Annotated in this window: 20 protein-coding genes and 1 riboswitch; of the genes, 9 read left to right on the top strand and 11 right to left on the bottom strand. The window is 70.4% G+C overall.

Annotated elements, in window-relative coordinates:
* Positions 1 to 61 precede the first annotated feature (61 nt).
* The 4 genes from cydD to hisC form a co-directional block, all read right to left on the bottom strand.
* Positions 62 to 3,586: a thiol reductant ABC exporter subunit CydD gene (cydD, locus tag AB0I16_RS09375; RefSeq protein ID WP_363248701.1), complete on the bottom strand. Its 3,525-nt coding sequence runs from the start codon at positions 3,584 to 3,586 to the stop codon at positions 62 to 64.
* 46 nt (positions 3,587 to 3,632) lie between these two features.
* Complete coding sequence (cydB, locus tag AB0I16_RS09370; protein ID WP_363248700.1) at positions 3,633 to 4,637, bottom strand: cytochrome d ubiquinol oxidase subunit II; 1,005 nt, start codon at positions 4,635 to 4,637, stop codon at positions 3,633 to 3,635.
* Between the two features lie 19 nt (positions 4,638 to 4,656).
* Positions 4,657 to 6,201 carry a cytochrome ubiquinol oxidase subunit I gene (locus AB0I16_RS09365; RefSeq protein WP_363248699.1) on the bottom strand — a complete coding sequence of 515 codons (1,545 nt, stop codon included), beginning with the start codon at positions 6,199 to 6,201 and terminating at the stop codon, positions 4,657 to 4,659.
* Between the two features lie 290 nt (positions 6,202 to 6,491).
* Positions 6,492 to 7,571, bottom strand: coding sequence for a histidinol-phosphate transaminase (hisC, locus tag AB0I16_RS09360; protein WP_363248698.1), 1,080 nt, complete (start codon positions 7,569 to 7,571; stop codon positions 6,492 to 6,494).
* A 406-nt stretch (positions 7,572 to 7,977) separates the two neighbouring features.
* On the opposite strand from hisC, the gene AB0I16_RS09355 reads away from it, so the two are divergent.
* From AB0I16_RS09355 to AB0I16_RS09345, 3 genes are all read left to right on the top strand, one after another.
* Complete coding sequence (locus AB0I16_RS09355) at positions 7,978 to 9,099, top strand: LacI family DNA-binding transcriptional regulator (RefSeq protein ID WP_076685366.1); 1,122 nt, start codon at positions 7,978 to 7,980, stop codon at positions 9,097 to 9,099.
* Between the two features lie 248 nt (positions 9,100 to 9,347).
* Entirely contained in the window at positions 9,348 to 10,403 is a 1,056-nt protein-coding gene (locus tag AB0I16_RS09350) for a metallophosphoesterase (protein WP_363248697.1), read from the top strand.
* Positions 10,404 to 10,583: 180 nt separating this feature from the next.
* Complete coding sequence (locus AB0I16_RS09345) at positions 10,584 to 11,471, top strand: hypothetical protein (RefSeq protein ID WP_363248696.1); 888 nt, start codon at positions 10,584 to 10,586, stop codon at positions 11,469 to 11,471.
* A gap of 152 nt (positions 11,472 to 11,623) precedes the next feature.
* Here the strand turns inward: AB0I16_RS09345 and thiC are convergent, their stop codons facing one another.
* Positions 11,624 to 13,441 carry a phosphomethylpyrimidine synthase ThiC gene (thiC, locus tag AB0I16_RS09340; protein WP_363248695.1) on the bottom strand — a complete coding sequence of 606 codons (1,818 nt, stop codon included), beginning with the start codon at positions 13,439 to 13,441 and terminating at the stop codon, positions 11,624 to 11,626.
* Positions 13,434 to 13,589, bottom strand: a riboswitch (TPP riboswitch). (Overlaps the previous gene by 8 nt.)
* A 71-nt stretch (positions 13,590 to 13,660) precedes the next feature.
* Here thiC and AB0I16_RS09335 point away from each other — a divergent pair.
* The gene (locus tag AB0I16_RS09335) at positions 13,661 to 15,064 is read left to right on the top strand and encodes a YibE/F family protein (RefSeq protein WP_363248694.1); all 1,404 of its coding nucleotides are present in this window, start codon (positions 13,661 to 13,663) and stop codon (positions 15,062 to 15,064) included.
* A gap of 96 nt (positions 15,065 to 15,160) precedes the next feature.
* On the opposite strand, the gene AB0I16_RS09330 is transcribed toward AB0I16_RS09335, so the two are convergent.
* From AB0I16_RS09330 to AB0I16_RS09315, 4 genes are all read right to left on the bottom strand, one after another.
* Positions 15,161 to 15,598: an SsgA family sporulation/cell division regulator gene (locus AB0I16_RS09330; protein WP_363248693.1), complete on the bottom strand. Its 438-nt coding sequence runs from the start codon at positions 15,596 to 15,598 to the stop codon at positions 15,161 to 15,163.
* A 104-nt stretch (positions 15,599 to 15,702) separates the two neighbouring features.
* A complete protein-coding gene (locus tag AB0I16_RS09325) occupies positions 15,703 to 16,437 on the bottom strand; it encodes a helix-turn-helix domain-containing protein (protein ID WP_363248816.1) in 735 nt (244 codons plus the stop codon).
* Between the two features lie 289 nt (positions 16,438 to 16,726).
* Positions 16,727 to 16,948: a DUF5326 family protein gene (locus AB0I16_RS09320; RefSeq protein ID WP_363248692.1), complete on the bottom strand. Its 222-nt coding sequence runs from the start codon at positions 16,946 to 16,948 to the stop codon at positions 16,727 to 16,729.
* A 172-nt stretch (positions 16,949 to 17,120) separates the two neighbouring features.
* Positions 17,121 to 17,438, bottom strand: a complete 318-nt coding sequence (locus AB0I16_RS09315; protein WP_363248691.1) for a cupin domain-containing protein — start codon at positions 17,436 to 17,438, stop codon at positions 17,121 to 17,123.
* Between the two features lie 108 nt (positions 17,439 to 17,546).
* Between AB0I16_RS09315 and AB0I16_RS09310 the strand changes: the two genes are divergently transcribed.
* The 4 genes from AB0I16_RS09310 to AB0I16_RS09295 all read left to right on the top strand — a co-directional run bounded on the left by AB0I16_RS09310 (position 17,547) and on the right by AB0I16_RS09295 (position 21,003).
* Positions 17,547 to 17,927, top strand: a complete 381-nt coding sequence (locus AB0I16_RS09310) for a phage holin family protein (protein WP_363248690.1) — start codon at positions 17,547 to 17,549, stop codon at positions 17,925 to 17,927.
* A gap of 153 nt (positions 17,928 to 18,080) precedes the next feature.
* Positions 18,081 to 19,238 (top strand): cystathionine gamma-lyase, encoded by a 1,158-nt coding sequence (locus AB0I16_RS09305; RefSeq protein ID WP_363248689.1) that lies wholly within the window; start codon positions 18,081 to 18,083, stop codon positions 19,236 to 19,238.
* Positions 19,239 to 19,484: 246 nt separating this feature from the next.
* Entirely contained in the window at positions 19,485 to 20,390 is a 906-nt protein-coding gene (locus AB0I16_RS09300) for a LysR family transcriptional regulator (protein ID WP_363248688.1), read from the top strand.
* Between the two features lie 130 nt (positions 20,391 to 20,520).
* The gene (locus tag AB0I16_RS09295) at positions 20,521 to 21,003 is read left to right on the top strand and encodes an NUDIX hydrolase (RefSeq protein WP_363248687.1); all 483 of its coding nucleotides are present in this window, start codon (positions 20,521 to 20,523) and stop codon (positions 21,001 to 21,003) included.
* Between the two features lie 21 nt (positions 21,004 to 21,024).
* Here the strand turns inward: AB0I16_RS09295 and AB0I16_RS09290 are convergent, their stop codons facing one another.
* Complete coding sequence (locus AB0I16_RS09290) at positions 21,025 to 22,305, bottom strand: globin domain-containing protein (protein WP_363248686.1); 1,281 nt, start codon at positions 22,303 to 22,305, stop codon at positions 21,025 to 21,027.
* Between the two features lie 304 nt (positions 22,306 to 22,609).
* The gene (locus tag AB0I16_RS09285) at positions 22,610 to 23,239 is read right to left on the bottom strand and encodes an HAD-IB family phosphatase (protein ID WP_363248685.1); all 630 of its coding nucleotides are present in this window, start codon (positions 23,237 to 23,239) and stop codon (positions 22,610 to 22,612) included.
* 76 nt (positions 23,240 to 23,315) lie between these two features.
* On the opposite strand from AB0I16_RS09285, the gene AB0I16_RS09280 reads away from it, so the two are divergent.
* Positions 23,316 to 23,852 (top strand): DUF2269 domain-containing protein, encoded by a 537-nt coding sequence (locus tag AB0I16_RS09280; protein ID WP_363248684.1) that lies wholly within the window; start codon positions 23,316 to 23,318, stop codon positions 23,850 to 23,852.
* The last annotated feature ends 2 nt before the right edge of the window (positions 23,853 to 23,854 follow it).

The raw sequence follows: 23,854 nt of genomic DNA, 5'->3' as shown, positions 1-23,854 counted from the left end.
TTATCGACTCCCGGAAGTGCCGCCACCGGGGCGTTTGACGGCCACGCCCCAGAGCGCCCCCTCACCCCACCGCCAGCAGATCCGCGGCCCGTTCCACGTCCAGCATCCGCCGCAGCGGGCCCTCCACCGCCGCGAGCTCCGCGTACGTGCCGCGCTGCGCCACCCGGCCCCCGTCGAGGACGATCACCTCGTCCACCGCGTCGAGGCCGGCGAGCCGATGGGTGATGAGCAGCGTCGTCCGCCCCTCCGTCGCGGCCATCAGGTCGGCGGTGAGGGCGTCGGCGGTCGGCAGGTCGAGGTGTTCGGCCGGTTCGTCGAGGACGAGTACGGGGAAGTCCGCGAGCAGCGCACGGGCCAGCGCGAGCCGCTGCCGCTGACCGCCGGAGAGCCGGGCGCCGTGCTCGCCGACCAGCGTGTCGAGCCCCTGCGGCAGCGAGTCGGCCCAGCCGTCGAGCCGTGCGCGCGCGAGGGCGGCCCGCAGCTCCGCGTCCGTGGCGTCCTTCTTGGCGAGCAGCAGGTTCTCGCGGACCGAGCTGTCGAAGATGTGCGCGTCCTGGGCGCAGAGCCCGACCATGCGGCGCACGGTGTCGCCGTCCAGCGTCGCCGCGTCCGTGCCGCCCAGCGAGTACGTCCCCTCGTACGCGCCGAGGAACCGCAGGAGCACCTGCGCGAGCGTCGTCTTGCCCGAGCCCGATGGACCCACGACGGCGATCCGCCGGCCCCGCTCCAGGGTCAGGCTCACGCCCGCGAGCGCGGGAGTATCGAGGGACTGACCCGCGTGGCGGGCGTGCAGCGCTTCGACCCGGAGCGGGAAGGGCGTGACCGGCGCCTCCGCGGGGGCGGCGGGCTCCGGAACCGGCTCGGCGGCGTCGAGGACCTCGTACACGCGCTCCGCGCTCCTCCTGACCCGCTGCCGGTACTGCACGGCGAGGGGGAGGCCGATGACCGCCTCGAAGGCGGCGAGCGGGGTGAGCACCACGACGGCCAGGGCGAGTCCGTCGAGCCGCCCGTCCCGCACCGCCTGGACCCCGACGAGCGCGGCGGCGGCCACCGTGAGCCCGGTGGCCAGCGCCCCGAGCCCGTTGCCGAGCGCGGTGGCCCCGGCCTGCCGGGAGGCGATCCGCGTCAGCTCGGCGTCGGCCTCCGCGGCCTTCGCCGTACGCCGGCCCAGCGCACCGGCGACGGTCAGCTCGGCGGTCCCGGTCAGCAGATCCGTCACGCGGGTGGCGAGCGTCCCGCGCGCGGGTGCCAGCCTCCGCTCGGCGCGCCGCGCCACGGCACCGCTCAGGAGCGGCACCCCGACCCCCGCGACGAGCAGCCCGGCGGCGAGCACGGCGCCCGCCTCGGGCAGCAGCCAGGCGGTGAACCCGACGGCTCCGGTGCCCACGAGCGCCGCGGCGGACACGGGCAGCAGCCAGCGCAGCCAGTAGTCCTGCAGGGCGTCGACGTCGGCGACCAGACGGGAGAGGAGGTCTCCGCGGCGGGCGGTGCGCAGACCGGCGGGGGCGAGGCGTTCGAGGCGCCGGTAGACCGCGACGCGGGTGTCGGCGAGCATGCGGAGCACCGCGTCGTGCGAGACGAGCCGCTCGGCGTAGCGGAAGACGGCGCGGCCGATGCCGAAGGCACGCGTGGCCGTCACGGCGATCATCAGGTACATCACCGGCGGCTGCTCCGAGGCCCGCGATATCAGCCACCCCGAGGTCGCCATGAGCCCCACGGCGCTGCCGAGCGCGAGGCTGCCGAGCAGCAGCGCGAGCCCGAGCTGCGCCCGCCGCTCCTGAGCGGCATCCCGCACGCGGGCGAGCACCCCGCGCGGCTTCGCCGGGCCCTCGCCCCGGGCGCCCCGGTCACCCTGCGGCACGTCGTCGCCGGTGGCCTCTGGCCGACCTGAGGCTTCACCGGACACACCATGGACCTGTGCCGTACCCGGGAGCAAGGGAGTGCCCGTCCGCGCCTCGGCCGCGGGCAGCCGCACCACCCGGTCCGCGACGGCGAGCAGTGCGGGCCTGTGCACGACCAGCAGGACCGTCCGGCCCACGGCCAGGCGTCGCACCGCCTCCACGACCTCCGCCTCGGTCCCGCCGTCGAGCGCCGCCGTGGGCTCGTCGAGGAGGACCACGGGGCGGTCGGCGAGGAACGCGCGTGCCAACGCGAGACGCTGCCGCTGCCCGGCCGAGAGCCCGCCCCCGTCCTCCCCGAGGACCGTCTCCGCCCCCAGGGGCAGCGCGTCCACGAAGGACAGCGCGCCGGCGTCCCGCAGGGCGTCCCGCACCTGCTCCGGGTCCGCCGACGGCTTCGCGAGCCGTACGTTCTCCGCGATGGAGCCGGCGAACAGGTGCGGCCGCTGCGGCACCCACGCGATCCGCTCCCGCCAGAGCTCGGGCGACACCTCCGCCAGGTCGACGCCCCCGACGCGGACCCGCCCGCCGGTGGGTCGGACGAACCCGAGCACCACGTCCAGAAGGGTCGACTTGCCCGCCCCGCTCGGCCCGACGAGGGCCACCGTCTCCCCGTGCCCCACCTCGAAGGAGACCCCGGAGACCGCGTCGTCGCCCCGGCCCGGATACCGCACCGTCACGTTCTCCACGCTCAGCGCGCCCGAGGGCACGGGCCCGCTCCCGGCCCCCGGAACCGGTGTTTCGAGCACCTCGAAGATCTCCTCGGCGGCTGCCAGGCCCTCCGCCGCCGCGTGGTACTGCGCCCCGACCTGGCGCAGCGGCAGATAGGCCTCGGGCGCCAGGACGAGGATGACCAGACCCACGTACAAGTCCGTCTCGCCGTGGACGAGCCGCATGCCGATGGTCACCGCGACCAGCGCTACCGAGATCGTGGCGAGGAGTTCCAGGGCGAAGGAGGAGAGGAAGGCGATCCGCAGCGTCCGCATGGTCGCCTGGCGGTACTCGCCGGTTATCCTCCTGATCGACTCGGCCTGGGCCTTGGCGCGGCCGAACACCTTGAGGGTGGGGAGGCCCGCCACGACGTCCAGGAAGTGGCCGGAGAGCCGCGAGAGCAGTCGCCACTGGCGGTCCATCCGGTTCTGGGTCGCCCAGCCGATGAGGATCATGAAGACCGGGATCAGCGGGAGCGTCACGACGATGATCGCCGCCGACACCCAGTCCTCCGTCACGATGCGGGCGAGCACCGCCACCGGTACGACCACCGCGAGCCCGAGCTGCGGCAGGTAGCGCGCGAAGTAGTCGTCCAGGGCGTCCACGCCTCGCGTCGCGAGCGAGACGAGTGAGCCGGTGCGCTGACCGCTCAGCCAGCCGGGGCCGAGCACGGCGGTCCTCTCCAGGAGCCGCCCCCGCAGCTCGGACTTGACGGCCGCGCTCGCCCGGTGTGCCGCGAGTTCGGTCAGCCAGGAGACGAGTCCGCGGCCCGCCGCGACCAGGGCGAGCAGCAGCAGCGGCGTGCCCAGGTCGGCGACGGAGAGGTCCTGCTGGAAGGCGCCCACCACGATCTCGGCGATGAGCATCGCCTGACCGACGACCAGCCCCGCTCCGGCCAGCCCCAGAACCACGACGGCGACGAGGAAGAAGCGCGTGGCACGGGCGTACCGCAGCAGGCGCGGGTCGATTGGTTTCACGTGAAACACACCCTCCGGGGGCCAGCGGGGAGATCGGGGCTCGGCCTCAGTGCGCGGCGTCGGCGATGTGCTGCGTGCCGATCCGCTTGCGGAACACCCAGTACGTCCACGCCTGGTAGAGCAGGACGACGGGCGTCGCGATGAGCGCGCACCAGGTCATGATCCGCAGCGTGTACGGGCTCGACGAGGCGTTGGTGACCGTGAGGCTCCACTCCTCGTTCAGCGACGAGGGCATGACGTTCGGGAAGAGCGTCAGGAAGAGCATCGCGACGGCCGCCGCGATCGTGACGCCCGACAGCGCGAACGACCAGCCCTCGCGCCCGGCCTTGATGGCCACGATGGCTCCGAGCAGCGCGAGGACCGCCACGGCCATCGCGACCAGGCTCTTGCCGTCACCCTTGTCGGCCTGCGTCCAGAGCAGGAACCCGAGCGCGAGTACCGCCGTGACGAGCCCGAGGCCCAGTGCCGCCCTGCGGGCCCGCACCCGGATGTCGCCCACGGTCTTGAGCGAGGCGAACACCGCTCCGTGGAAGGTGAACAGCGTCAGCGTGACGAGGCCGCCCAGGATCGCGTACGGGTTGAGCAGGTCGAAGAAGGAACCCACGTACTCCTTGTGGGCGTCGATCTTCACGCCGCGCACAATGTTCCCGAAGGCGATGCCCCACATGACCGCGGGGATCAGCGACGTCCAGAAGATCGCGTGCTCCCAGTTGGTCTGCCACCGCTCCTCCGGCCGCTTCGCGCGGTACTCGAAGGCCACGCCGCGCACGATGAGGCAGACCAGGATGAGCAGGAGCGGCAGGTAGAAGCCGGAGAACAGCGTCGCGTACCACTCGGGGAAGGCGGCGAAGGTCGCGCCGCCCGCCGTGAGCAGCCACACCTCGTTGCCGTCCCAGACCGGGCCGATGGTGTTGATCAGGACCCGCTTCTCCACCCGGTTCCGGGCGAGCAGCTTGGTCAGGACCCCGATCCCGAAGTCGAAGCCCTCCAGGAAGAAGTAGCCGATCCACAGGACGGCGATCAGTACGAACCATATGTCGTGAAGTTGCATGGCCTGGTCGCTCCTTCCTTCAGTACGAGAAGGCCATGGGCCGGTCGGCGTCGGCGTCGGAATCGCTGTCCGAGCCCTTGCCCGAGCCGGGGCCCCCGATCTTGGTCGGTGGGTTCAGGTCCGCCTCCGTGAGCTCGGGCGGCCCCTGCCTGACGTACTTGAGCAGCAGCTTCACCTCGATCACGGCGAGGACCGCGTAGATCAGCGTGAAGCCGATCAGCGAGGTGAGCACCTCGCCCTGGGAGACGCCGGGCGAGACCGCGTCCCTGGTGCGCAGCACGCCGTAGACCACCCAGGGCTGCCGGCCCGTCTCGGTGAAGATCCAGCCCCAGGCCGTGCCGATGAGGGGGAAGACCAGCGTCCACTGCGAGAGCCGCCACCACCACGTGCCGATCCTGGGGGCGAGTTCCCTGTTCTTGGTGAGCATGAGCTTGGGGATCTCGTCCGCCCCCGTACGGTGTTCGGGCGCCAGCCAGAACTTCTTCCGCGTCAGCCAGAGGCCCGCCGTGCACAGGGCCATCGAGACGCCGCCGAAGCCGATCATCCAGCGGTAGGACCAGTAGGCGGTGGGGATGTTGGGCCGGTAGTCGCCGGGTCCGAACTTCTCCTGCGCCTCCTTGTTGAGGTCGTTGATGCCGGGGATCTCGGCGTGGAAGTTGTTCTTGGCGAGGAAGGACAGGACGCCGGGGACCTCAATGGCGACCTTGTTGTGCCCCTCGGAGACGTCCCCGTAGGCGAAGATCGAGAACGGTGCCGGCTTCTCCGACTCCCACAGCGCCTCGGCCGCCGACATCTTCATCGGCTGCTGCTCGTACATGACCTTGCCGAGGGTGTCGGCGCTGACCACCGTGAGCAGCGTGCCCACGAAGGCGGCCACCAGGCCGAGCCGCAGCGAGGTGCGCATGGTGCGGATGTGCCGCTTCTTGCGCAGGTGGACGATGGCGATGCCGGTCATGAAGGCGCCGCCGACCAGGATGGCCGCCGAGATGACGTGGAAGAAGTTGACCAGCGCCGTCTCCTGGAAGAGCACCTTCGCGAAGTCGGTCAGCTCCGCGCGCTTGGTGCCGTCCCGCTCCACGATCCTGTAGCCGACCGGGTGCTGCATGAAGGCGTTGGCGGCCATGATGAAGTACGCCGAGAGGATCGTGCCGATCGAGACGATCCAGATCGTGGCGCAGTGCAGCTTCTTGGGGAGCTTGTCCCAGCCGAAGATCCACAGGCCGATGAAGGTCGACTCGAAGAAGAAGGCGATCAGCGCCTCGAAGGCCAGCGGCGCACCGAAGACGTCACCCACGAAGCGTGAGTAGTCGGACCAGTTCATGCCGAACTGGAACTCCTGCACGATGCCGGTGACGACACCCATCGCGATGTTGATCAGGAACAGCTTGCCCCAGAACTTGGTCGCCCTGAGGTAGTGCTCCTTGCCCGTACGGACCCAGGCGGTCTCCAGGATCGCCGTGAGGGCGGCGAGGGAGATCGTCAGGGGAACGAACAGGAAGTGGTAGACGGTCGTGATGCCGAACTGCCATCGCGCCAATGTCTCCGGCGCCAGAGCCAGGTCCACTGCGTCATCTCCTTACTCGCCGTGGTCAAAGCGGCAGTTTGTACCCGCCTGTCCCGCTGATCTCCGGAGGAACCGGGCACGCTTGTGAACGCGTTCACATTCACAAGCATTATGTCGTACCGGTTTCACGCACCCCAAGGGGGGTCCCTGTCTCGCTCGTCACATCGCCGGATACAGCGTCCGGGGAGGCGTGGCGCCACGACACGAGAAGGCCCCGGCTCTCACGAGTCGCGAGAGCCGGGGCCTTGCCGTGATCGGGGCGCGGGGTGCAGCCCCACGCCGGCCGGGGATCAGAACTCCTTGCGGAACTCCTCGGCCGCCCGCAGGAAGATGTCGTTGGCCTCGGTCTCGCCGATCGTGGCCCGCATCCCCTCACCCGCGAACGGCCGCACCACGACCCCCGCCTTCTCACAGGCGGCGGCGAAGTCGGCCGTACGCTCCCCGAGCCGCAGCCAGACGAAGTTCGCCTGCGTCTCCGGCACCGTCCAGCCCTGGCCACGCAGCGCGTCGACCACCCGGGTCCGCTCCGCGACCAGCGCGCCGACGCGGCCCATCAGCTCGTCCTCGGCCCGCAGCGACGCCACGGCCGCGTCCTGCGCGAGCTGGCTCACGCCGAAGGGCACCGCCGTCTTGCGCAGCGCGGCGGCCACCGGCTCATGGGCGACCGCGAAGCCGACGCGCAGCCCCGCGAGCCCGTACGCCTTGGAGAACGTCCGCAGGACGCAGACGTTGGGACGGTCGCGGTAGATCTCGATGCCGTCCGGGACCTCGGGGTCCCGGATGAACTCGCGGTACGCCTCGTCGAGCACCACGAGCACGTCGCTCGGCACCCGGTCGAGGAAGCGTTCGAGTTCGGCCCTGCGGACCACGGTGCCGGTGGGGTTGTTGGGGTTGCAGACAAAGATGAGGCGGGTGCGGTCCGTGATGGCGGCGGCCATCGCGTCCAGGTCGTGCACCTCGCCCTCCGTCAGCGGCACCCGCACCGACGTCGCGCCGCTGACCTGCGTGATGATCGGGTACGCCTCGAAGGACCGCCAGGCGTAGATGACCTCGTCGCCCGGGCCCGCGGTGGCCTGCAGCAGCTGCTGGGCCACGCCGACGGAGCCGGTGCCGGTCGCGATGTGCGAAGCGGGCACCCCGAAGCGGTCGGCCAGCTCGCTCATCAGGACCGTGCAGGCCATGTCCGGGTAGCGGTTGAAGGACCCGGCGGCGGCGAGCGTGCTCTCCATGACGCCGGGAAGCGGCGGGTAGGGGTTCTCGTTCGAGGACAGCTTGTAGGCCGCGGGCCCGTCCGCCGCGGCGGGCTTGCCCGGCTTGTAGGTGGGAATACCCTCCAGCTCGGCGCGCAGCCTCGGGCTCGTCTCGCTCACCGCAGTCCTCCTCGTGCCAGTGCCAACACAGTTCGAATACTGCTCACCTTATGAGGATTCGCCGCCGCTGCGAATGGCCTGCCGAGATCCGTCCGCGAGCGACCGCGCGCCGCCTCACGCGCGGCACCCGTGCGACGCCCGGGGCGGGGGGAGCGCCCGTGCTCCCCCGTGCGCCGGTGGCTCGCTCCGTGGCGCGCGTCCCCCGTGAAGGTGAGTTGCCACCCGCCCGAGACCCGGCTCATCCGTCAGGGCCCAGCGAGACGATCAGCGACCACCATTGCACTCGGGCCCAACTTCCTTTATTTCTAAGGTAATTTGAGAGCACAGGCCTTGCAGAAACGTGCCTGTCAACGGCTGCATATGCACCCGCGCTACCCAACCCGATGAGCCCTACTATCGGCTCGCCATGACAGCAGCAGGTAAACACCAGGTGAGCCGAGCGGAGACCACCCGCCGGGGGAACCGGCAGAGCCGCGCCGGCATCAGAGATGTCGCCGCCGCCGCCGGTGTCTCCATCACGACTGTCTCCGATGCCCTCAACGGTAAGGGCCGTCTGCCGGACGCCACCCGACGCCACGTCCGCGAGGTCGCCGAACGGCTGGGCTACCGCCCCTCCGCCGCGGCCCGAACCCTCCGTACCGGCAAGTCGGGCCTCATCGGCCTGACCGTGACCACGTACGGGGATGAACCTTTCACCTTCACCGAGTTCGCCTACTTCGCGGAGATGGCCAGAGCCGCCACGTCCGCCGCCCTCGCCCGGGGCTACGCCCTGGTCATCCTGCCCGCCACCTCCCGCCGCAGCCCGGTCGACGTGTGGTCGAACGTCGCGCTCGACGGGACGGTCGTCGTCGACCCCTCCGACCACGACCCGGTGGTCAGCGAGCTGGTCCGCCAGGGCCTCCCGGTGGTCTCCGACGGCCGTCCGGCCGGCTCACTGCCGGTCACCGCCTGGGTCGACAACGACCACGAGACGGCGGTCCTGGAGATCCTCGACCACCTCGCGGCCGCCGGCGCCCGCCGGATCGGCCTGCTCACGGGCACCACCACCGACACCTACACACACCTGTCCACGACCGCCTATCTGAACTGGTGCGAACGCGTCGGCCAGGACCCGGTCTACGAGTCCTATCCCGCCCACGACCCGTGCGCGGGCGCCGTCGCCGCCGACCGCCTGCTCGCCAGACCCGACCGGCCCGACGCCGTCTACGGCCTCTTCGACCCCAACGGCACCGACCTCCTGGCCGCCGCCCGACGGTACGGCCTGCGGGTCCCCGACGACCTGCTGCTCGTCTGCTGCAGCGAGTCCACGGTGTACGCCACCACCGAGCCGCCGATCACCACGCTCTCGCTCAAGCCCCGGCGCATCGGGACGGCCGTCGTACAGCTCCTCATCGACGCCATCGAGGGCCTGGACACGGGCGGGCCCGTCGAGCGGGTGATACCGACCGAACTGATCGTGCGCACCTCGTCGGAGCGGCGTCCGCCCCGCACGACGGTCAGCCCGCCGCGCTCACCGGGGCCGGGCTGACACCGCAGATCCACGGCTGACCGAAGATCACTGGGCAGAGGCGGACGAGCAGCCCGCCATCAACACGGAAACCTCTGCCCAATTCGGGATAAATCCGCGGTGAACCGGGGTCGAGGACCGATTCACCACCCCTGGTGCACCACACAGCGGGAGCCGCATTCCTATGATGGGCGGACGACACCGCGGGCCGCTGCGACCAGGCAGTCCGATCTCGGTGCAGATGCGGCGCAATGGTGGTGGAGGGGTCGATGACTCAGGGGGCCGGTCAGGGACCCGATGTGCGGACGGCGACGCTGCGCGACTTCCGCGTACCGGCGTACGTCCATGAGACGACCGGACCCGCCCAGGCGCGCCCCGGAGCGCCCGGCGAGCCGGAAGCCGACGGGTACACGCCGACACAGCGCGATCTGCCCGTCATCAACCGCGGGGACACCGTGCAGGTGCAGGTCATGCCGGAGCCCCCGCAGCCGCGGGCGAGCAAGGAGCACGGCCCGCTGTTCGTCGTGGGCGACGTGCACGGGTATCTCGGCGAGCTGATGGCCGCGCTCCACGAGCAGGGCCTCGTCGACGCCGAGGGCAACTGGTCCGCGGGCAACGCGCGCCTGTGGTTCCTCGGCGACTTCACCGACCGGGGGCCCGACGGCATCGGCGTCATCGACCTCGTGATGCGCCTCTCCGCGGAGGCCGCGGCGGCCGGCGGCTACTGCAAGGCGCTCCTCGGCAACCACGAGCTGCTCCTGCTCGGCGCCAAGCGCTTCGGCGACACCCCGGTCAACTCCGGAGCGGGAACCGCCACCTTCCAGGCGGCGTGGCTGCTCAACGGGGGCCAGAAGACGGACATGGAGCGCCTGGAGGACCACCACCTGCAGTGGATGGCCCGCCTGGACGCGATGGAGGAGGCGGACGGACATCTCCTCATGCACTCCGACACGACCGCCTACTTGGACTACGGCGACTCGATCGAGGCGGTGAACGACACGGTCCGCGAGACCCTGACGCGCAACGACGCCGACGAGTGCTGGGACCTTTTCCGGAAGTTCACCAAGCGCTTCGCCTTCCGCGACGAGTCGGGCCCCTCCGCCGTGCGCGAACTGCTCGACATGTACGGCGGCACGCGCGTCGTCCATGGCCACAGCCCCATCCCGTACCTCCTCGGTGACGTCGGCTCCGAGGACGAGTCGGACGGGGCCGGGCCCGTCATCGAGGGCCCGCATGTCTACGCCGACGGACTCGCCATCGCCATGGACGGCGGCGTGACCATGGCAGGAAAGCTGCTGGTCTGCCAACTGCCGCTGGCGGTCTAGGCAATTCGCGAGCGCGCCCCCCTCTACAGGATTGTGCCCGGCAGGGGGGCAATTTCCGGAAACCCCCTGTCACCGCGTGCTGTCACGGCTCTACCATCGGCTTATCCGTAGCAGGCTCCCCTCCGTTTCTGCCCAACGGCTCGCAGCCATGCGAGTCTCAGCCCTACGGAGCATCGGGGGATGCACATGAACAGCGCTCCACACCTGCTCAACGAGGACCGCCCCGACTACGAGCGGATCCTCGACGAGGCGCTGCGCACCGCACCGGACCGTCCGGAACTCGCCGCAGTGGGCCAGCGGCTCAACACCGAACAACTGCGCACCATGGCCCTGAACGCGACAGCTCTGATCACTGCCGCGGCCGCAACCGAGTACGCGCACTACGTGAAGGTTCGCGAGGAGTTGCGCGAACCTCGACCGTCTTCGTCATCGATCCGCGAAGGGAGTGGACACAGCGCCGCGGAGTCGGGCTCCGGCGGCGTGGGGCTCGCCACCACGATGGGCGAGATCGCCGAACCCGCGGCAGTGGGAGCCGGGGCGGTCGCCGTCGTCGCGGTCCTCGCACCCGTGCTCGCGGGCGCGGCCGCCGCGATCTTCCTGCTCGTCGGCTATGTCCTGCAGATGCTCGACCCCGAGCCCGGATTCGCGGACACACTGCTGACCGCGGGCTGGCTGTTCGGCGCGCTCACCGCGGGAGGCATCCTGGTCGCCGCGGGGGGACTGCTCCTGACCGCCCTGCGCAACGGCTCCACCTCGCTCCAGGCGAGCCTCCACGGCGAACAGCATCTGGAGGTCTCCCAGGCCAGGGATGTGTGGAAGCGGGCGCTCCTGGAGCAGGGCATCGTGCCGTTCCTCCGGGCGGCCCTCGCGGAACCGGGCCCGGGGCCCGCGCCCCGGACACCGTCGCAGGGGTCGGGGACGAGCGGCAGCCGCATACCGCAACTCGGCTACCACAGGCCCGGGTTCAGCAGCCCGGACGGCGGCTCGACCGCCGGTTCCCGTCCGAGCTACTCAAGCCCGGACTTCTCAAGCCCGGACTTCGGCGGCCCCGACCACAAGCCGGAGTAGCCGGGCCCGACACACGGCACCACTTCGGGGCCACGGCCCGCTTCGTGGTCCCGCCGCTGACGAGGGGCGGCGAGACCACGAGGCCCGCGAATCCATGGGGAGCATCGGATACACCGGGCATGCCGGTGTGCTCGCTTACGCCCCAGTCCTGCTCAGTCGGCGATCGGCAGGTAGACGCGGTTGCCCGCCGCGGCGAACTCCTTGGACTTCTGGTCCATGCCCGCCTGGATCTCGTCCTGGCCGGGCTCACCGTCGCCACCGTGCTTGCGCCGGATGTCCTGCGAGATCTTCATGGAACAGAACTTCGGCCCGCACATCGAGCAGAAGTGCGCCGTCTTCGCGGGCTCGGCGGGCAGCGTCTCGTCGTGGAACTCCCGCGCCGTGACCGGGTCGAGCGCCAGGTTGAACTGGTCCTCCCAGCGGAACTCGAAGCGCGCGTCCGAGAGCGCGTCGTCCCAGTCCTGCGCGCCCGGGTGCCCCTTGGCGAGGTCCGCCGCGTGCGCCGCGATCTTGTACGTGATGACGCCGGTCTTCACGTCGTCGCGGTTGGGCAGGCCCAGGTGCTCCTTGGGCGTGACGTAGCAGAGCATGGCCGTGCCCCACCAGCCGATCATCGCGGCACCGATGCCGGAGGTGATGTGGTCGTAGGCGGGAGCGATGTCGGTGGTCAGCGGGCCGAGGGTGTAGAACGGCGCCTCCTCGCAGATCTCCTGCTGGAGGTCGATGTTCTCCTTGATCTTGTGCATCGGGACGTGACCGGGGCCCTCGATCATCGTCTGTACGTGGTGACGTTTGGCGATCGTGTTGAGTTCCCCGAGGGTCCGCAACTCCGCGAACTGCGCCTCGTCGTTGGCGTCCGCGATCGACCCGGGCCGCAGGCCGTCGCCGAGCGAGTACGTCACGTCGTACGCCGCCAGGATCTCGCAGAGCTCCTCGAAGTTCTCGTAGAGGAAGCTCTCCTTGTGGTGCGCGAGGCACCAGGCGGCCATGATCGAGCCGCCGCGCGAGACGATGCCGGTCTTGCGGCGCGCGGTGAGCGGGACGTACGGCAGGCGCACACCCGCGTGCACCGTCATGTAGTCCACGCCCTGTTCGGCCTGTTCGATGACGGTGTCCTTGTAGATCTCCCAGGTCAGCTCCTCGGCCTTGCCGTCGACCTTCTCCAGCGCCTGGTAGAGGGGGACGGTGCCGATCGGCACGGGGGAGTTGCGCAGGACCCACTCGCGCGTGGTGTGGATGTTGCGGCCGGTGGAGAGGTCCATGACCGTGTCGGCGCCCCACTTGGTCGCCCAGGTCATCTTGTCCACCTCCTCCTCGATGGAGGAGGTGACCGCGGAGTTGCCGATGTTGGCGTTCACCTTCACCAGGAACTTCTTGCCGATGATCATCGGCTCGATCTCCGGGTGGTTGACGTTGGCCGGGATCACCGCACGGCCCGCCGCGACCTCCTCGCGGACGGTCTCGGGGTCCATGTTCTCGCGGATGCCGATGAACTCCATCTCGGGCGTGATCTCACCGCGCCGGGCATAGGCGAGCTGCGTCACCGCCTGGCCCTGCCGGCCGCGGCGCGGCTGGCGGGGGCGGCCGGGGAAGACCGCGTCGAGGTTCTTGAGCCCGCCGCGCGGCGAGGTGTGCTTGATGCCGTCGTCCTCGGGACGCGGCGGGCGGCCCGCGTACTCCTCGGTGTCGCCGCGGGCGATGATCCAGTTCTCCCGCAGCGGCGGCAGGCCGCGGCGGACGTCGGTCTCGGCCGACGGGTCGGTGTACGGGCCCGATGTGTCGTACAGGGTGACGGCCCTGCCGTTGGTCAGGTGCACCTGGCGGACCGGCACGCGCAGGTCGGGGCGCGAACCCTCGACATACGCCTTGTGCCAGCCGATGGACTTCCCGGCCTCGTCGCGTTCGTTCCAGGCCTGGTCCTGGCCCTGGGACTGCGTCGAGGCAGGCGTGCGTGCGTCCGATGTGGTCATGAGACCTACTCCCTACGCCGGCATTACCCGGTAACAGGTTCGGCGGTCGACGCAGCGGATTCCGTACGGCTCGTGCACGTTTCGTGCCGCTTCCTACGGAGTTCAGCGCCCTCTCAGCCCGGTGCTCCGAGCTCCCGCGTGTGCAAAGGTGGCTCCACGCTAGCGTCACATCGGGCGCGCTGAACAGAGGGCCCCCTCCGTTCTTGCGATGATCGGGCCGTGACCACCACAGAGCCGCCGCCCCCGCCGCCGCCCTCACAGCCGCCCGTCTCCGGCCCGCCACCGGGTGACCGCGGCCATGGAGGCGGTCATGCGCACAGTCATGGACACTCGCACAGCCATGGTCCGGCCGCGCCCGTCTCCCGGCATCTGCGCAAGGTCATCGCCGCGGTGCTGATCCCGTTCGCCGCCGCGGTCGTCGTGGGGCTCCTGGTCTACTGGCCCGGAGGCACGCCCTCGCACGAACGCACCGGCGTCGGCTTCGACCGGCAGACGCAGTCGGCGTCGGTCACGAAGGTGCGGGAACTCCCCTGCAAGGACCTCAACCCCTCGCAGACCCCGCCGAACGGCGACACCTCCACGGCCGAGGGCCAGTCCGCCCAGTCACGGGCGACCGGCACCTGCAAGAAGGCGACGATCGAGGTCAGCAGCGGCAAGGACAAGGGCCGCACGTTCACCGAGGTCATCCAGCCCGACTCACCCCGCCAGCTGAAGCAGGGACAAGAGGTGGTGGTCGCCTACGAGCCCAAGGCCCCGGAGGGCCTTCAGTACTCGGTCGCCGACGTGAACCGCAGAATTCCGATGGCCCTGCTCGCCGGCATCTTCGCGCTGGCCGTCGTCGTGGTGGGGCGGCTGCGCGGCGTCATGGCCCTGGTCGCGCTCGCCATCAGCTTCCTGGTGCTCACCTTCTTCATCCTGCCCGCCATCCTCCAGGGCTCGAACCCCCTGGTCGTGGCGGTGATCGGGGCGAGCGCCATCATGTTGATCGCGCTCTATCTCTGCCATGGGCTCACGGCCCGCACCTCCGTCGCCGTGCTCGGCACGCTCATCTCCCTCCTCCTGATCGGTCTGCTCGGCTCGCTCTTCATCGGCTGGGCGGCGCTGACCGGCAACACGGACGACAACACGGGCCTCATCCATGGCCTGTATCCGTCCATCGACATGAGCGGTCTGCTGCTCGCCGGCGTCATCATCGGCTCCCTCGGCGTCCTGGACGACGTGACGGTCACCCAGACGTCGGCGGTCTGGGAACTGCACCAGGCCAACCCGACGATGGGCTGGCGCGGCCTCTACCGTGCGGGCATCCGCATCGGCCGCGACCACATCGCCTCGGTCGTCAACACCCTCGTCCTCGCCTACGCGGGCGCCGCGCTGCCCCTGCTGCTGCTCTTCTCCATCGCACAGTCCAGCGTGGGCACGGTGGCCAACAGCGAGCTGGTCGCCGAGGAGATCGTGCGCACCCTGATCGGCTCGATCGGCCTGGTCGCCTCGGTCCCCGTGACGACCGCGCTGGCCGCCCTGGTCGTCTCCGCCGACCGCACGTCCGGCCCGGCCCCCGCGGCGACGGGTGCCCCCGCCCCCCGCTCCTCCCGTGGAGGGAAGGGCCGCCGCAGGAAGGCGTGAACGACCGCCGACGGACGAGGAGGCCGGCTCGCCGCCTGCCGCGCCACCGCGAAATGCAGCAATCTGCCATGGCCACCGGCCCCTTGGGGGCCGGGGTCAGCCCGCGTTCTGCTCCTCGGCGAGGATGCGGTCGAGCGTTTCGTCGAGATGCGCCTCGAAGTCGGCGAGCGCCCGCTCCTGCCCGAGCGGCACCAGCCGGTCCGTCCGGTCGAGGAAGGCCAGGAGCGGCGGGATGCCCACGCGGAACAGCGCCTGCTCCGCACCCACCTGAAGCTTGATCAGCGCCTCGTCGAGCAGATCGGGATCGGTGGGCTCGATGCGCACGTCCCCCACGCCGCACGGCCGGCCCACCCCGTCGATCAGCAGCTCCCGCCCGAAGGCCCAGGTCACCGGCGCGTCCCCGGGAAGGTGGAAGGTGAGCCGCACGGCGTACGGATCATCGCTCTCGTACCTCAGCTCCACCGGAATACGGAACGACAGATCCTCGGAAACGAGGAAGTTCATCATGACCTCTGCCTGTACCGAGTCGTCCATCGCGCAATACCCCGTCCCTCAGCCCTGGGAGTGGCCAGGAACCGACTCCCTGACACTCTGGGCATCTTGCTCAAAGTGCATGCCACGTCACAAGGAGTGAGTTTTCAGATGCTGATAGAGAAGCCGAGTGTCCCTAGTAGCTTTCCGATTTCGCGTTGCAGGGACTGCACTGCTGCTAGCAGCCGGTCCGCCTGATGGGAAGGGACAGAAATGGCCATCGTCGCCGCGATGTCACCCAGTGTGATCGGAATGGCGGCGCACACGGTCCCGAGCGCGTACTCCTGACGCTCCACGACGGGGCGCATCCGGTCCGCCGCGTCGAGCCTCCGAAGGAACGTGCGGTCGTCCCGCACCGAGTAACGCGTGATCGACTGCACGGGATAGCGGTCCAGGTGGTCCCTCCTTGCTTCGGCGTCGAGTTGACCGAGCAGACACTGGCCGATCGCATGGGCGTGGCCCGTCTCCCGGAAATCGGCCCACTCCTCGACGGCCGGGTTGCCCGGGCTGTCCGCGACGGTCACGAGCTCGATCTCGCCCTCGCGGTAGACGGCGAAGTAGAGGGGCGCCCCGATGACCTCGTGCCAGTGCGCCAGGGTCGCGTCGAGCGTGCCGCGCCGTCTCTGCCGCGCCCCGCCGGCGCCCAGCCGCTCGGCCGCCTCACCGAGCACGAGCAGCCCTTTCCTGCGGCTCAGATAGCCCTCGTAGGTCAGCGTGCGCAACAGGTGATACGCCGTGGGCAGCGCGAGCCCGGCCTCGCGGGCCAACTGCTTGGCGGGGGCTCCGTCCGGATGCGAGGCGGCGGCTTCCAGCAACCGCATCGCCCGCTGCACGGAGCCGATGAGGGTCGGCGCGGTGGTGGCGTGGTCCGACGGCGTGGCTCTGTCCGGTGGAGTGGCTCCACCTGCTGACGTACCAGCATCGGCCGCGACCAAGGTTCTCTCCCGAAGCGCGAGGGGGCCGCCCGTACCGGAGGCTCACGGGGTGGGGCGGTGCGCCCGTACACGAGGGCCGGCCCGACGGCGGACTCGGACTCTAGCCCTTGGCCACCGCTCTACGGCCACGGGTTGCGGAAACTTCCCCCGGCCGAGGGAATCCCGGCGTGCATGCGCTGGTGCAAGAACGGCGCGGTCACCAGTCCGAGCGCGACGAGGACGAACCGGATATGAACTTCCGTACGACATAGATGAGTCCGCCGACCAGGGCGACGAAGAGCAGCGCCTTGAAGAGCAGGCCGATCACGAAGCCGACGACGCTCGCGATCACACCGCCGAACACGACCAGCGCGATGACGGGCACCGCCACCCACTTCACCCACCACGGCAATCCCGCAAAGATCTCCTTCGCCGCCATCGTCCATACCTCTCTCTGCACTCGTCGCATCGGTGCAGGTCCCTGAATTTCCGCAGGTCCCCGGCTTCTGCATTCGATGCTAGGGCGCCGAAGGGCTCCGTGGGGGCCGCGGAGCCCTTGTCTGCCCCTGATCCGTCCCCTAGGGAACCCTGAGGCCAGAGCCTCGATCCCGTCAGCCTTCGGGCGGAGAGAAGACGACGAGAACCCGCAGGTCCTCGCTGATGTGGTGGAACTTGTGGGCCACCCCGGCCGGGACGTAGACGACGCTGCCGCGCGCCACCGACGTGGTCTCCATGCCCACCGTGATCGAAGCGCGCCCGCTGACCACCATGTACACCTCGTCCTGCCCGTGCGGCTGCTGCGGATCGGAGTCTCCCGCGTCGAGCGCGTAGAGACCGACCGACATGTTCCGCTCCCGCAGAAACTGCAGATACGCGCCGTCGTTCGCCGCGCGCTCCGCCTCCAGCTCGTCCAGTCGGAATGCCTTCATCGCCGTCGTACGCCCCTTGCTGGTGTGGGCTCCGCGGGCGTTCTCGCGCGGACCTCTCCGCCGCCCGGAGCCGACCTCTCGTGATCCCCGTCTGCCACGATCAGACACATGAAGAATTTCGTAGTCAAGACGATCGCCAACGCCGCGGCCCTGGCCGTCGCCGTGTGGCTGCTGGACGACATCACCCTGACCGGCGACAGCACGGGCAAGAAGGCCGGCACGCTCATTGTCGTGGCTCTCCTCTTCGGCCTCGTGAACTTCCTGGTCAAGCCGGTGGTGAAGGTCCTGACCTTCCCGTTGTTCATCCTGACCCTCGGCCTGATCACCCTGGTGGTCAACGCCCTGATGCTGCTGCTCACCTCGTGGCTCGCCGACAAGCTCGACGTCAGTTTCCACGTGGACGGCTTCTGGACCGCCGTCCTGGGCGGCCTGATCATCTCCATCGTGTCCTGGGCCATGAACGTCGTGCTCCCCGACGACAAGGACTGAAGGCGCCGCCTCGCCGGGCGGGCCGCCTCCGCCGCCCCCGCGCCGCCTCGGGGCACCCCACGCCCCTTCCGTCCGGCCAGTGCCCGAGAATGGACAGGGCGCTGGGTGACGGCCTGCCCGGCGCCGTACGGCGAGCGGTGAAAGGCGGGCGGCATGACGGATTCGGCGGCCACGGGTGACGGTACGGCGGATGTGGGCGACGGCACGCGGGCGGTGCGGGCCGGGCTGCCCGAGCCGGTGAAGTACGAGCCGACGCTGCCGGGGCCGGTGTTCGCTGCCCACTTCCATCTGCCGGGCGACCCCACGGGCGGATACGCCTACGCGCGCGACGAGAACCCCACCTGGACGCATCTGGAGCGCGCCATCGGCGAGCTGGAGGCGCCGGACGCCGGGGACGTCGAGACGCTCACCTTCGCCTCCGGCATGGCCGCGATCTCGGCTGTGCTGTTCTCGCAGCTGCGAGCCGGCGACACGGTGGTCCTGCCCGACGACGGCTACCAAGTGCTCCCCCTGGTCCGCGAGCAGCTCACGGCCTACGGGATCGAGGTGCGGACCGCGCCGACCGGCGGTGACGCCCAGCTCGGCGTCCTCGACGGCGCGAAGCTGCTGTGGATCGAGACGCCGTCCAACCCCGGCCTCGACGTGTGCGACGTGCGCAGGCTCGCCGACGCGGCACACGCGCGTGGCGCCCTCGTGGCCGTCGACAACACCCTGGCCACACCGCTCGGCCAGCGTCCGCTCGAACTGGGCGCCGACTTCGCGGTGGCCAGCGGCACGAAGATGCTCACCGGCCACGGCGACCTCCTCCTGGGGTACGTCTCCTGCCGTGACGCGGAGCTCACCGCCTCCGTTCGGCGGTGGCGCAAGATCGTCGGGGCGATTCCGGGGCCGATGGAGGCCTGGCTGGCACACCGTTCACTGGCCACGCTCCACCTCCGCGCCGACCGGCAGAACGTGAACGCCCTGGCTCTCGCCGAGGCCCTGCGCGAGCGCCCCGAGGTCACCGGGCTGCGCTACCCCGGCCTGCCCGACGACCCTTCGTACACGATCGCCTCGCGACAGATGCGTCGCTTCGGGTGCGTGGTCTCGTTCACGCTGCCCACACGCGCGCGTGCCGAGCGTTTTCTCGAATCGCTGCGGCTGGTGGACGACGCGACCAGCTTCGGGGGGGTGCGTTCGACGGCGGAGCGGCGCCGGCGGTGGGGCGGGGACGCTGTCCCGGAGGGCTTCATCCGCTTCTCGGCGGGCGCGGAGGACCCCGACGACCTGGTGGCCGACGTGCTCCGCGCGCTGGACGAGTCGGCCGACTGAGCGCCGCCGTGCGCCCGGCCCCCTCTTCCGCACTTCGGGTCCGGGCGTCAGGGTGCTTCGGCTGCGCACATTGAACGGTCCGAGCCTCCCCCCTCGTGGCTCGGACCGCTCCGGTTCCGCGCGCGAAGAACCGCGTCGACAAGGCTAGTTGACTCTGTGTCAGTGTCCAATCACGGTAGCGACAGAGACCTATCGACATATTTATAGTTGGGCGCGCCCGAGAGTGCGGAGGGAGGGAGCGCCGTCATGGACCTGGCCCTGCTGCGCACCTTCGTCACGGTGCACCGGGCCGGTTCCTTCACCCGCGCGGCAGCCCTCCTCGGTCTGTCCCAGCCCGCCGTCACCTCGCAGATAAGGACGCTGGAGCGCCAGTTGGGCCGCCCCCTCTTCCTGCGCCAGGCCCGCGGGGTGACGCCCACGACCATCGGTGACGAGCTCGCCCACAAGGCCGCCCCTCATCTGGACGCTCTCGTGGAGATAGCCGAGACAGGACTCGACGAGGACTCCTCCGTGCGCACGCTCCACCTCGCCGGGCCCCCGGAGTTCACCGCGGAACGCGCTCTGCCCGCGCTCACCGCGCTGACCGGCCACGACGGCCACAGCTACGCCCTGCGCGCGTCATTCGGCACCGCCGAGGAAACCCTGGAGGGGCTGGCCGCCGGCCACCATGAGCTGGCCATCGGCACGGCTCAGCCGCGCGGCGGGCTGCTCACCGCCACACCGCTCTGCGACGAGGAGCACGTACTGGTCGCGGGGGAGCGCTGGGCAGCCCGCATCGGACCCGGCAAGCTGCACCGCAAGGGAGCGCTGCCGCTGGAGAACCTGCCGGTGGTCGAGGTGCACGAGTCCCTGCCGTTCGTCTCGCGCTACTGGGCCGCCGTCTTCGACGCCCGCCCCGCGGCCTCCGGCGCCGTCATCGTGCCGGACCTGCGTGCGGTCCTCGCCTGCACGGCCGCGGGCGCCGGCCTGGCCGTACTGCCCCGCTATCTGTGTGCCGAGGCCCTCAAGCGCGGGGACGTCGTCGCGCTGCTCGACCCCGCGGTGCCGCCTCTGCGCACGTATTTCCTGGCGGTGCGGACGGGCACGCTGGCCATGCCGCACATAGCGCGGGCGCATGCGTGGCTGCTACACGCCGCGGCTGACTGGACCTGATGCCGCGACCGAGCGGACTGATGACCGTGGCCGATCTGACCGGATACCCGCGACGGCGCCACTGGGCTTGATGGCCTCCACGGCCGGTCGATGATGTTTCACGTGGAACAGTCCGGGCCACATTCCCCCCATGACCGTCCGACCTGTGGTCAAGCGCACCGCACGCGCCGTCCTGCTGGACGGCGACGACCTGATCCTGATCAAGCGCACCAAACCCGGCGTCGACCCCTACTGGCTCACCCCCGGTGGCGGCGTGGAGCCGGAGGACGCGACCGTGGTCGATGCCCTGCACCGCGAGCTGGACGAGGAACTCGGGGCCAAGGTCACCGACGTGGTCCCCTGCTTCGTCGACACCGTGGAGCACATCGGTGAGGACAGCGCGTCGACCGGCGTGAAGGTGCAGCACTTCTTCGTCTGCCGTCTTGAGTCCATGGACCTCAGCCGTCGGCATGGCCCCGAGATCGAGGAGCCGTGCGGCGAGTACGAGATCGTGCATGTGCCCTTCACCCGGATCGGCATCGCCTCGGTCCACCTCGTGCCGCTGTCGCTGCGGCACTACCTGGACGGCAACATCGAGGGAGTGCGCGCGATGCACGCCCCTGACCTGGGCTGAACCTCGGCAGTCACGCTCTGCTCAACTCGGCGGGGCCCCGGCCGCCACCAGTTCCTCGACGGCGTCGTGGCGTATCCGGCCCTCGGGTATGCCGACGCCGCGCAGGGCGTCCACTCCGTTGCGGATCATGCCGGGCGGGCCTGAGAGGTAGGCGTCATATTCGTTCCACGGTCCGTAGGCGCGCAGGGCGTTCGGGAGTTGTGACCGCTGGTCGACGACCGGGCGGACCGCCAGCCAGGGATGGGCACGCTGAAGCCACAGCAGGGTGTCGATGTCGTACAGGTCGTGGTCGATGCGGGCGCCGTAGAACACTTCGACCGGGCGCCGTCTGCCATGCTCCGCGACGTCCTCGACCATGGCCTTGATCGGCGCGATGCCGGTACCGCCGCCGAGGCAGAGGAGGCCGCTGTCGGTGGTGTGGTCCACGGTCATCGAACCGGCGGGCGGTCCGAGCCGCACGATGTCGCCGGGCCGGGCACGGTGCACGAGGGCGTTGGATACCCAGCCGGCCGGTACGGCCTTGACGTGGAAGGACAGCAGTCCGTCACCCCGGGGCGCCGACGCGAAGGAGTAGTGCCGCCAGATCCGAGGCCACCAGGGCGTCTCCAGGCCGGCGTACTGCCCGGCGAGGAAGGGGTACGACTGGTCCGGGCGCACCGTGACGACGGCGATGTCGGAGGTCCGCAGCTCGTGCGCGACCACCTCGGCGTGCCACCAGGCGGGGGCCCTCAGCTCGTCGTCGGCCGCCGCGTCGATCATGATCTGGGAGATCGTCGTGTACGCACGGACCCACGCGGCCTCGGTCGCCTCGTCCCAGGACGCGCCCGTGTACCGGCTGAGCGCGTCGATCAGGCACTCCCCGACGGCGGGATAGTGCTCGGGCCTCGTCCCGTACTTGCGGTGTCCGCGGCCGAGACCCCGCAGATACGAGGTGAGCGCGTCCTCGTGGTCGATGTGCTCGGCGGCCGTGAGCAGCGCCTTCAGAATCCGCTCCCGCTGGATGTCCATCGCCACGGGGAACAGGGAGCGCAGGTCCGGACGGCGTGTGAAGAGCAGTGCGTAGAAGTACGAGGTGACCTGGTCGGCCCTGGGGCCGATCTCCGCCAACGTGCGCCGCACCAGGAGCGCGTCGGGGGATGCCGGTCTCACCTGACCCGATGCCCGGGCGAGGGAATCGGCCTGTGGCCCCGGGGTGGCGGTCTCGGGGGTCTGCTCGCCCTGTGGCGGCCTGTGCGAGGCGAACCAGGCGCCTCCGCGGCCGGGAGCGCCGTCATCCGCCGACATGGTGGTCGGAGCGTCCATGCTGTGCCTCGCCTCGCACGTCTCTCGGTAGGTCCGAGTACTCCCTGCCGGAAGCCGCCTGCGTTTCCCCGCTCTGCCTCGATGGCCGCCACGACACAGGGAACATCGGCTTCCCCGGGCCCACGGACAAGTGGGGCGAGAACGCGACATTGGCCGCAGCCACCTCACCGCAGCATGCCATTCACCGCCGCCGCGCAGGTGGCATAGCGCGAAAGTGCGCGCTCTGGATCTCCCCGCCCCGCCAGGCTTCCGCGCTTCGTGCGCGTACCTGCCCCTGAGCGGTCGGGCCCCCGTCACGCGTCTGTCAGGCGTCCCTCACCAGCTCGTACGCCTTGCGGAGATCCCGCCCGACATAGCTGTGCGTCGCCAGGCTCACCAGCCGCGGATCGGCGTTGACCGCGACCGATACGGGTACGGCGGTGAACAGGTCCAGGTCGGAGAGCGAATCGCCGTACGCGACACAGTCACCGGCGCCGATGCCGAACTCCGCACGGAGACGGGACGCGATCTCCACCTTCGCCGCCGCGTTGAGGATGCCCGTCGGCTCTACCGGCTCGGTGAACGGCACGGCGGGGAAGCGTGAACCGTGCGCGGCGTGCGCTCCCCAGTCGATGAGCCGCTCGACGAAGAAGGACGGGGAGAGGGACACCACCGCGCAGTAATCGCCGCCCGCCCGGATCTCGGCCCAGGTCTCGCGTATCCCGGCGAGCCAGGGCGCGCCCTCGAAGGCGGCGGTCACATGCGCGTCCGTGAGCTCGGCCCACAGGGCGTGCACGCGCACCGCGTACTCCGGTGAGTCGATCCGCCCCACGACGAACTCGCGCTCCAGTGCGGCTATCTCCGCGTCCAGGCCGAGCTGCCGCGAGATCAGTACGGGGGCGGCCGTGCCGTGCAGCAGCGTTCCGTCCAGGTCGAAGAGGTGAAGGCGTGCCATGTACGCCGAGGCTAGTAGCCGCGGTTACTCCCGCCGTCAGACGCCGGAACGCTCCACGCCCGGCACCGTGTTTCACGTGAAACTAAGCCGCCCCGCTCGTCGGGCCACCCTGGTCGTCCATGTAGTCGGCGCAGCCGGCTGGCTCGGGCTCTCGCTCGGCCTGGTCGCTCTCGCCCTCACCGCGCTCTCGACGGAGTCCTCCGCGGCCACCGAGGCCGCCGTCCGCTCCATGCAGGTCTTCACCGACTGGCTCGTGCTGCCGCTCGCCCTGCTCACGCTGCTGAGCGGTCTCCTGCTCTCCCTGGGCACGCCTTGGGGTCTCGCCAGGCACCGCTGGGTCTACACGAAGTTCTGGCTGACCCTGATCACCACCGCCGCCTCGGCCGTCGCGCTGCGTCCCGGCATCAATGAAACGGTCGGGATCGTGGCCGCAGGCGAGCCGATCACCGACGCGGCCGATCTGATCGCCGGGCCAATCGTCTCGCTCGGCGCCTATGTGTTCATGACGGTCCTTTCGGTACTCAAGCCGTGGGGACTCACCCGGCGTGGCCGTAAACAACGTGCTTCTGCCCACAAACGGGTGGACGCCGGGGACGTACGTCAGACAGCCTGAGC

The organism is Streptomyces sp. NPDC050703, from assembly GCF_040654435.1.
GTDB lineage: Bacteria > Actinomycetota > Actinomycetes > Streptomycetales > Streptomycetaceae > Streptomyces.
Note: the sequence above shows the minus strand (reverse complement) of the source record. Positions and strands in the feature narration are given on the sequence as shown.

Excerpts from the sequence above, each read along its gene's own strand:
- cydB (WP_363248700.1), bottom strand. The coding sequence starts at position 4,637 with ATGCAACTTCACGACATATGGTTCGTACTGATCGCCGTCCTGTGGATC.
- AB0I16_RS09355 (WP_076685366.1), top strand. The coding sequence starts at position 7,978 with ATGACAGCAGCAGGTAAACACCAGGTGAGCCGAGCGGAGACCACCCGC.
- AB0I16_RS09350 (WP_363248697.1), top strand. The coding sequence starts at position 9,348 with ATGACTCAGGGGGCCGGTCAGGGACCCGATGTGCGGACGGCGACGCTG.
- AB0I16_RS09345 (WP_363248696.1), top strand. The coding sequence starts at position 10,584 with ATGCACATGAACAGCGCTCCACACCTGCTCAACGAGGACCGCCCCGAC.
- thiC (WP_363248695.1), bottom strand. The coding sequence starts at position 13,441 with ATGACCACATCGGACGCACGCACGCCTGCCTCGACGCAGTCCCAGGGC.
- AB0I16_RS09330 (WP_363248693.1), bottom strand. The coding sequence starts at position 15,598 with ATGGACGACTCGGTACAGGCAGAGGTCATGATGAACTTCCTCGTTTCC.
- AB0I16_RS09320 (WP_363248692.1), bottom strand. The coding sequence starts at position 16,948 with ATGGCGGCGAAGGAGATCTTTGCGGGATTGCCGTGGTGGGTGAAGTGG.
- AB0I16_RS09315 (WP_363248691.1), bottom strand. The coding sequence starts at position 17,438 with ATGAAGGCATTCCGACTGGACGAGCTGGAGGCGGAGCGCGCGGCGAAC.
- AB0I16_RS09310 (WP_363248690.1), top strand. The coding sequence starts at position 17,547 with ATGAAGAATTTCGTAGTCAAGACGATCGCCAACGCCGCGGCCCTGGCC.
- AB0I16_RS09305 (WP_363248689.1), top strand. The coding sequence starts at position 18,081 with ATGACGGATTCGGCGGCCACGGGTGACGGTACGGCGGATGTGGGCGAC.
- AB0I16_RS09300 (WP_363248688.1), top strand. The coding sequence starts at position 19,485 with ATGGACCTGGCCCTGCTGCGCACCTTCGTCACGGTGCACCGGGCCGGT.
- AB0I16_RS09295 (WP_363248687.1), top strand. The coding sequence starts at position 20,521 with ATGACCGTCCGACCTGTGGTCAAGCGCACCGCACGCGCCGTCCTGCTG.
- AB0I16_RS09290 (WP_363248686.1), bottom strand. The coding sequence starts at position 22,305 with ATGGACGCTCCGACCACCATGTCGGCGGATGACGGCGCTCCCGGCCGC.
- AB0I16_RS09285 (WP_363248685.1), bottom strand. The coding sequence starts at position 23,239 with ATGGCACGCCTTCACCTCTTCGACCTGGACGGAACGCTGCTGCACGGC.